We start from the raw sequence: 8,540 nt of genomic DNA, 5'->3' as shown, positions 1-8,540 counted from the left end.
CGAATATGCCTCGGACGTCTCCGTTTCGGAACTGGACATCACCAAGCTCGATGACTATCGCGACTCGAACGCCGACGAATACCTCGGCCTGGGTACCGCCGTCAGCGACGAGGACATCATGGCCGCCCTGACCTCGTTCGTCGACGGTCAGCTGGAACTGATGACCAGCGCGGCAGCCAAGCTCGGCGCAGTCTCGCAGCGCGTCCAGATGCAGGAAGACTTCGTCACGAAGCTCTCCGACTCGATCGACAGCGGCGTCGGCCGACTGGTGGATGCGGAGATGAACGAAGAGTCCACGAAGCTCAAAGCCCTGCAGACGCAGCAGCAGCTTGCGATCCAGGCGCTCTCGATCGCCAACTCCGACTCGCAGAACATCCTGTCGCTCTTCCGTTAATCGGATCGCGCCGGAACCATCGAAGAAGGCCGCGCCCTCCGGGGCGCGGCTTTTTTGTGCTTCATCGATTTCTATTAACTTTAGTAAAGGGAATTTAACCTTTGTTAACCATTTGCCGCTTAATTGGGGTCATCGAAACGAAGGGTTAACCAAGACGAAAAAGAGGTTAACAGGCATCAGGCCGAACCGTCGTTCACCGGTGAGATCCGGAATGTCCCTTCCAATCAGCCAAATCAAGGGGCAATCAAAATGACCAGCATTCTGACCAATATCGCAGCCATGGCTGCGCTCCAGACGCTTCGCTCTATCGACGGCGATATGGAAAAGACTCAGGGCCGCGTCTCTTCGGGCCTGCGCGTCGCCACCGCATCCGACAACGCCGCCTACTGGTCGATCGCGACCACCATGCGTTCCGACAATGCGGCTCTTTCTGCCGTTCAGGACGCACTCGGCCTCGGCGCCGCCAAGGTCGATACGGCCTATGCCGCGATGGAAACCGTCGTCGACGTCGTCAAGGAAATCAAGAGCAAGCTCGTTGCCGCCACCGAAGCCGGTGTCGACAAGGCGAAGATCCAGGAAGAAATCTCCCAGCTTCAGGATCAGCTGAAGAGCATTGCGTCCTCGGCTTCCTTCTCCGGCGAAAACTGGCTGCAGGCCGATATCGGCGGCTCCGCCAACGCAACGACCGGTGTCATCGAGGCAGGTAGTCCCGTGATGAAGCAGGTTATCGGCTCCTTCATCCGCGATGCCAATGGCAATGTCTCGGTCCAGGCCATTCAGGTCGAACTCGACGAGACGAACGTTCTGTTCGACCTTTCGGGCGGCAATGCCGGCCTTCTCGACTCCAACGCTCTCAACGGTTTCCGCAAGATCGAGTATGATGGCGGCAGCACCGGGGTGCAGTACTACGCTTCGATCAACACGGAAGCCTTCTACGCGACCGACGCCATTTGGAAGGACATCGGCGGCGGCGTCTTCATGCAGGGCACCACCGACGGCGTCTTCACCACCGGCGCAACCGGCACCTACCTCATCAAGGTCGGCGGCGCTTACATCGACGCGGTCTACACCACCGAGGGTTACGACTTCTCGGCCGGTGCGACGGTCACTGCCGGCATCGAATATGCCCTGAACGTCTCCGTTGCGGAACTGGACATCACCAAGCTCGATGACTATCGCGACTCGAGCGGTGAGAGCTACCTCGGCATGGGCACCGCCCCCAGCGACGCGGCCATCATGGATTACCTTCTTTCTTTCATCGATACGCAGCTCGAAGCGCTCATCAGCTCCACCGCCAAGCTCGGCTCGATCTCCATGCGCATCAACATGCAGGAGGATTTCGTATCCAAGCTGACCGACTCCATCGACAGCGGCATCGGCCGACTGGTTGATGCGGACATGAACGAGGAATCGACGAAGCTCAAAGCCCTGCAGACCCAGCAGCAGCTCGCGATCCAGTCGCTGTCGATCGCCAACACCAATTCCGAAAATATTCTGTCGCTCTTCCGTCAGTAAGCGGCGCTCTTGGCTGGAGCGGTTTCGTCCCGCTCTGACACGGCACAATATTCCGGAAAGAAGACCGCGTCTCGAAAGAGGCGCGGTTTTTCCGTGTTGCCGCGTGGCTTGCGCGAAGCCTGCACGATCGCCGCCTTCGGGCGTTAAGACTTCATTAATACCTTGCCAATCCGCATTTGCCTTTGATAACTGTCGCTTTAACGATTTGCTAAGAACGACAGGCCGCCTGCGCACATGGTGCGGGAGGGCGGTGAGCATGATGCCTCTGGTCGTTTCCGGTGCCCCACTCCGGATGCTTCAGAACATTTGACCGAGGCACGGCCAATGACCAGTATCCTGACCAACACCGCCGCCATGGCGGCCTTGCAGACCCTGCGCGCGATCAACCGCAACATGGAAGTCACCCAGGCCAGAGTTTCATCCGGCATGCGTGTCCAGACGGCGGCGGACAACGCCGCCTATTGGTCGATCGCCACGACGATGCGTTCGGACAATCACGCGCTGTCGACGATTCAGGATGCTCTCGGCCTCGGTGCTGCGAAGGTGGATACCGCCTATGCGGCCATGGAAAGCGCCATCGACACGGTGATGGAGATCAAGTCCAAGATCGTCGCGGCTTACGGTGTCGGCGCCAACCGCAACAAGATCCAGGAAGAGATCACGCAGCTTCAGGAGCAGCTCAAGAGCATTTCCAATTCTGCGACCTTTTCCGGTGAGAACTGGCTGCAGGACTACATCAGCGACGGCGGTACGAACGCCCAGGAAAAGCCGCTGCTCAAGCAGGTCGTTGCGTCCTTCACCCGCACGGCTTCCGGTGAGGTCGCGGTCAAGACCGTCGACTATACGCTGGATTCGAAGACGGTTCTCTTCGACCTCAGCGGCGGCAATCTCGGCATTCTGGATTCGTCGGTCAAGTTCGTCGCCGAAACCGAAACGTCCGTGACCGTCTCCACGGCGAACGGCACCCAGGCACCAACGAGCGCGAGCTATGCGGTCCCGGTATACAACGAGAGCGATTTGGCCGCTCTGGGTACGGATGCGAACGCAGCCGATGCGCGCATTTATGAAGTCGGCGGCAATTCCTATTTGAAGGTGGCCGAGGGACAGTGGGTTCAGGTGACGGATACGGATCCGGCCACCGCCCCCGCCGTAACGACCCCGGTCCATCAAAATGGCGGCACGAGCTACTATTTCGTTGTCACCGCGGCCAACAATCTCGACAACCGCAGACTCGGCATTTCCGTCTCGACGCTTGACATCAACAAGCTGGACGAAATCGCGGCGAAGATGAACACGATGGTTCCGGGCTCCGCGCCGGACAACGAGGCCGTGCTTGATATGCTGGAGCGCTTCCTCGACAAGCAGTTGATGGGGATGACGAGTGCGGCCTCCAGCCTCGGCTCGATCCAGAAGCGCATCGATCTGCAGGAGGATTTCGTCGCCTCATTGACCGACGTCATCGACAAGGGCGTCGGGCGACTGGTTGATGCGGACATGAACGAGGAATCGACGCGCCTGAAGGCGCTCCAGACCCAGCAGCAACTCGGCATCCAGTCGCTGCAGATCGCCAACACCAACGCCGAAAACATCCTTCAGCTCTTCCGGCAATAGCACGTATAAGCTGATGCCGTTCATCCCATGGCGGCGCCCCGGCAGGCGCTGCCGGGCACTCGTGGACCTTACCGCGTGGTCCGGTGCGCTGCGGCATCTTCATCTTCGCGCAAGTTTGACTTCCTACCGTTCCATTGCGGTCCGGCGAATGTTCTGATCTCGCCGCGAGCGAACGAACGGCAACCTTATCGGGATGATACGATGACGGCAGCGGCGAAATTTCGCTCTCTCGGCAGACTCATGAAGAGCGCTGGGCGAAAAGGCATTGTAGGGGAGGGGGCTGCCTGATGAGTGCTTCGCTCGCCCGATACCTGAAGGATTTCAGTGAGCCCCAGACGGTGCCGCTGCCGTTGATGACCGATGGTTTTCCGGGCGGCTTCGAAGACGATCTGGCCCTTCCTCCCGTGGCCGACGAACAGGTCGATGTCGAGGCGGAGCGGGCCGAAGCCTATGCGAAGGGCTATGAGGCTGCATCCGAGGAATTGCGGCAGCGCTTCGAGGAGGAGCGCCAGGCGCTCCTTGCGGCGCATGCGGAGGAAACGGCGCTCCTGCGCGAAAGATATGAGACCGAAGCCGCCGGGCTGATTGCCGCCCGGCTTCAGGAAATCGCCGGACTGACCGCACAGGCCGTCAGCGATCAGACGGCCGGCATTCTGGCGCCTCTGCTCGATGAGGCGCTCGTCGCAAAGGCGGTGTCCGACATGGCGGATATCATTCGCGGTAGCATGCTCGAGGGGGACCTTGGGACGCTGAGCGTGCATGGTCCGCTGCATCTGTTCGAAAAGCTGAAAACGGCGCTTGGGACATCCGCTCCACTGCTGCGCCATATCGAATCACCCGACCTCGATATCACGGTCGATATCGGTGAAACCGCGCTTGTGACCCGCATGTCTGCGTGGTCGGCGAGTCTGAAGAAGGTACTGGGATGAGCGACGGCGAAAATCATCATCACGGCAAGAACGAGGTCGTCATCGTCAAGCGGCATGGCGGCGGGCACGATGACGGCCATCATGGCGGTGCCTGGAAGATCGCCTATGCCGACTTCATGACCGCGATGATGGCGTTCTTCCTCGTGATGTGGCTGGTCAACGCGGCCAATGAGGAAACCAAGGCCTCGATGGCGAGCTATTTCAACCCCATCAAGCTTTCCGACGAGACGCCGGCCGAAAAAGGCCTGGAGAAGCCGGTTGATGCTGCCGACGGCCGGGAAGAGGGTGAGCGCTCCCGGATCAAGGCGGATGCCGACGTTCAGGGTTCGGCGGCGGCGACGGGCGAGGACATGACCTCGACCTCCGGCGACGAGCCGAATTATTCGGAGGCGGATTTCTTCGAGAACCCGTATTCCGTTCTGGCCGAGATCGCGCAGGAAGTCGGCCAGCAGGCCAATGTCAGCGCCAAGGGCGAGGGCGGCGCAAGCGATTCCGGTCCCGCGACCGGCGCCGACGGCGGTCAGGCCTATCGCGACCCCTTCGATCCGGATTTCTGGACCAGGCAGGTTCAGGTGACGCGGGCCGACGGTCCTGACCAGGCCGTGAAGGCGGTTCCGAGCGAGGACCCGCTGGCGCAGATGGGCCAAGCGCCGCAGGCTCCCGGGGCAGAGCCGCAGCAGTCGCTGGCTGCCGCCGTTCCCTCGCCACGCCCTGATCGGTCGCTACTGGACCAAGCTTCGGCTCAGGCCGAGAAAACGGCAAATCCCGACGGCCAGAAGCCGGAAGACGGCGCGAAGGCTGAACAGCAGGCGCGGAAGGCGGCGGACGAACTGCGCGAGGAAATCCAGCAGCAGATTTCCGGCGTTGCGGGCAAGCTTGCCGAAGGCTTGATCGTGACCCCCGCCGAAGGCGGGCTGCTGGTGACGATTTCCGATCAGATCAGCGATCCGATGTTCAATATCGGTTCGGCCGTGCCGCGCCGGGAAATGGTGCTGGCGATGGAAAAGATCGGCCAGATCCTCAAGGAGCGCGGGGGCAGCATCGTCCTGCGCGGCCACACGGACGGCCGCCAGTTCAAGGGGACCGAAAACGACAACTGGCGGCTTTCGATGGCCCGCGCGCACAGCGCCTATTACATGCTTGTGCATGGCGGCCTGGCGGAAGACCGCATCAAGCAGGTTTCCGGATTCGCGGACAGGCGGCTTCAGGTGCCGGACGATCCGCTGGCTGCGGCGAACCGGCGCATCGAGATCCTGCTCCAGGCGGACGAGGGGTAATCATGGCGCTTGCGGGCACACGGTTCCTGTTGGCGGCCGGCCTCGTTTTCGGGGCCGCGTCGGCATATCCGGCAATGGCGCAGGAGCGCGGCGATCTGGCCCCCTATGCGATGCTTCGTTCTTTGCAATTCGTGCAGGATTCCGTCGTTCGCGGTGATCATTCGGCCTCGGAAATGCAGCGCTTCATGTTGGAGACGATCGACCGGCGGTTGAGGACCGCAGATCCGTCTATCTTCGAGGATCCGCGCAATGTCGACGCCGCGCTGATCTATGCCATGAGCGGCGGCAATCCGGGGACGCTCGAATATCTCGCGTCACGCGACATCGCCGGTAATTTCGACAGTCGCGTTGCCGACGCACTGAGGAAATATCTGAGCGGCAAAGGTACGCTCGTTGCGAAAAGCCTGGCCGAAATGGCCGACGAGTATCGCGATGAGAAGATCGGCCCCTATCTTGCGCTGGTCAGCGGCAACGTATCGGTCATCAAGGATCCCGAGGGCGCTCTGGTCTTTTACGATTGGGCGCGGCTGACGGCTCCCGGTACGATCATAGAGGAAGCGGCGCTCCGCCGTTCCGTCGCGATCGCCGTCGATGCCAACCTGGTCGGCCAGGCGCTCTCCTATTCGCGCAAGTATGCCCGGCGTTTCGTGCATTCTCCCTATGCCAGCCAGTTCGCCGATTTCTTCGTGCAGCTCGTCGTCGGGCATTTCGGCGAGATCAGGGAAGAGGATATCGACGGCACGCTGGAGTTCATGGACGTCGACCGCCGCCGGGAAGTCTTCCTGCGCATCGCACGCGCGGCCGCGGTTGCAGGCAGGAACGATCTTGCCCGTCTCGCCTCCTCGAAAGCCGAGGCGCTTGGCGGAAATCCCACTCCCGAAGCGCTTGCGCGCCTTTATGGCGGCCTCGCGGACATCCCGACGAACGATATCGGCGCGGCCATGCGGGCGATAGCGGATGTTCCGGAGGAGGCTCTTTCGCCGCGCGACCGGGCCTTGCGTCAGGCCGCGCAAACCGTGGCGGAGCAGGTCCTCAGCCAGCCGACCGCCGAAAGCCTCGCACAAGAAACGCCTGTCACTATGAACAATACAGAAGACGCGAAGTCCCAAGTCGCGTTGCCCAGAAATGAGATCGCTGGGCCTGCCCCCGCCACGGAAGGTCCGATGGCCGGCACCGCTGCCAACTTCGATCCGGCCTTCCAGACATTCGTCGATAGCGGTCGTTCGAAATTGAATGCCATCGATGAAATGCTGAAGGAGGAGAGCGCTTCCAAATGATTACCGATATTTTGGGTGGTAAAGCTGGCGCTGCGGATGCGGCTTCTTCCGCAAAACATGCCGTCGCCGGCCGGAAGGACGCCGAGGGTTCTCCAAGCGGGTTCGCCGACGCGCTTTCGGATTACGGGCGCGATGCGCCTCCTCAGCAACCGGACGACGTGCCGGAAGGCGAGGAGCAGTCTGCGCCCGAAGACCGCATGGCCGATGCGAAGCCCGCCAAGACGAAGCCGATCATCGATCTCAGGCCGGAATCCCTGCGCACGAAGCCTGGTGAGGCGGAAAACCCGGCCGCGCCCCTGAAGTCGGAAGAGACGCGGAAATCCGGAGAGCGGCAACTGACTGCGGCGGAGAAGAAGCTTCGCGATGCGCTTGCCGCCGCCAAGGCGGTCACAAGGCAGTTGGATGAGCTTCACGAAAAGAACGAGGCCGCTTCCGGAAAGGATGTGGCGGCCGACAAGGCGCTGGAAGGCGGGGATGCCGATCTGGACCTGTCGATACTTTCCGCCGACGACGCGAAGATCGCCGATGTGCTGTCGCTTTTGAACGGTGCTGAGGCGAACGCCGGCGAGCTGAGCGCGATGATGCCGAAGAATGCCGCCGGCGCTCAGAGCAAGCGAGGCAAGGACGCCGACGGCCGGTCGCCTGAACTCGGCCCCGTTGCCGGGAATGATCCCAAACACGTCGGGGTGATGAACGACACCGCAACGGACCCGCTTTCCATGCCGGCGGAGCCGGATGTTCCCGGCACGCGCCTGTTCCGTTTCAGCAACGCCCGCGGTGAAGGCCAGAGCGTCGATATGGCGGTCGATGGCGGCCGCGGCGGGCGCACCGCCGCCGTGGAGTTCAAATCGTCCTCCAACGGTGCCGCTGAAAACGTCACCGTGCTCGACACCCGCCGGTTCCTTGGGCTAGCGCCGAGTTCCAACGGTGCGAACCTGACGGCGATGCTGTCGGGCGATCCCGAATGGGCGTCCGCCATGCATCCGAGCTCGGCCCTTTCCAATGCCGCAACGCAGAGCAGCACCGGGACGGTGGTGAATATGCTCAAGCTGCAGATGAACCCGCACGAGCTCGGTTCGGTGACGGCCACGTTGCGCCTTCACGGGGAGGAATTGAACGTTCATCTGACCGTGGAGACGCGCGCGGCCTATCGCCAGCTCAGCGAAGACAGCGGCGGCATCCTGGATGCGCTGCGCGCACAGGGCTTCGCCGTCGATCAGGTAACGATCAGCATCGCATCGACTGCGGGTTCGGACGCTGCCGGCAGCCAGCAGGGGCAGGCGGGTCAGCCGGGCCAGCAGAGCATGGCTGAAGGCGGGCGGCAGGGGCAGGCTGCAGGTCGTGGCCAGGAGCAGGCCGGTAACCGTCAAGCGGATGAGCAAGGTGCAAGGAGTGCCAATGACGCGGCATCGGACAACGCGACGGCTGCCGCTTCTGGCAGCGCTCGTCCTGACCATCTCTACCTCTGAAGCCGGCGCCGGATCGCTGTTCAGTTCCGGAGGGTGGGGAAGCCAGGGAACGGCTCCGGCGGCGGAGA

At 62.0% G+C, this 8,540-nt stretch carries 7 protein-coding genes; all 7 read left to right on the top strand.

What is annotated here, in order from left to right; all coding sequences use genetic code 11:
* The coding region (locus ACMGE0_RS14005) for a flagellin (RefSeq protein ID WP_436816461.1) at positions 1–394 on the top strand (394 nt) is incomplete at its 5' end.
* A gap of 249 nt (positions 395–643) precedes the next feature.
* On the top strand, positions 644–1,909 hold the full coding sequence (locus ACMGE0_RS14000) for a flagellin N-terminal helical domain-containing protein (protein WP_436816460.1): 1,266 nt from the start codon (positions 644–646) through the stop codon (positions 1,907–1,909).
* Positions 1,910–2,233: 324 nt separating this feature from the next.
* A complete protein-coding gene (locus ACMGE0_RS13995; protein ID WP_436816459.1) occupies positions 2,234–3,520 on the top strand; it encodes a flagellin N-terminal helical domain-containing protein in 1,287 nt (428 codons plus the stop codon).
* Between the two features lie 287 nt (positions 3,521–3,807).
* Positions 3,808–4,449, top strand: coding sequence for a hypothetical protein (locus tag ACMGE0_RS13990; RefSeq protein ID WP_436816458.1), 642 nt, complete (start codon positions 3,808–3,810; stop codon positions 4,447–4,449).
* Positions 4,446–5,726: a MotB family protein gene (locus ACMGE0_RS13985; RefSeq protein WP_436816457.1), complete on the top strand. Its 1,281-nt coding sequence runs from the start codon at positions 4,446–4,448 to the stop codon at positions 5,724–5,726. Before ACMGE0_RS13990 ends, ACMGE0_RS13985 begins: the two co-directional genes overlap by 4 nt.
* A 2-nt stretch (positions 5,727–5,728) precedes the next feature.
* A complete protein-coding gene (motC, locus tag ACMGE0_RS13980; RefSeq protein ID WP_436816456.1) occupies positions 5,729–7,003 on the top strand; it encodes a chemotaxis protein MotC in 1,275 nt (424 codons plus the stop codon).
* Positions 7,000–8,472, top strand: coding sequence for a flagellar hook-length control protein FliK (gene fliK / locus ACMGE0_RS13975; protein WP_436816455.1), 1,473 nt, complete (start codon positions 7,000–7,002; stop codon positions 8,470–8,472). Before motC ends, fliK begins: the two co-directional genes overlap by 4 nt.
* Positions 8,473–8,540 lie beyond the last annotated feature (68 nt).

The sequence above is a fragment of the Neorhizobium descurainiae genome (assembly GCF_051400715.1).
Lineage (GTDB): Bacteria > Pseudomonadota > Alphaproteobacteria > Rhizobiales > Rhizobiaceae > Neorhizobium.
Note: the sequence above shows the minus strand (reverse complement) of the source record. Positions and strands in the feature narration are given on the sequence as shown.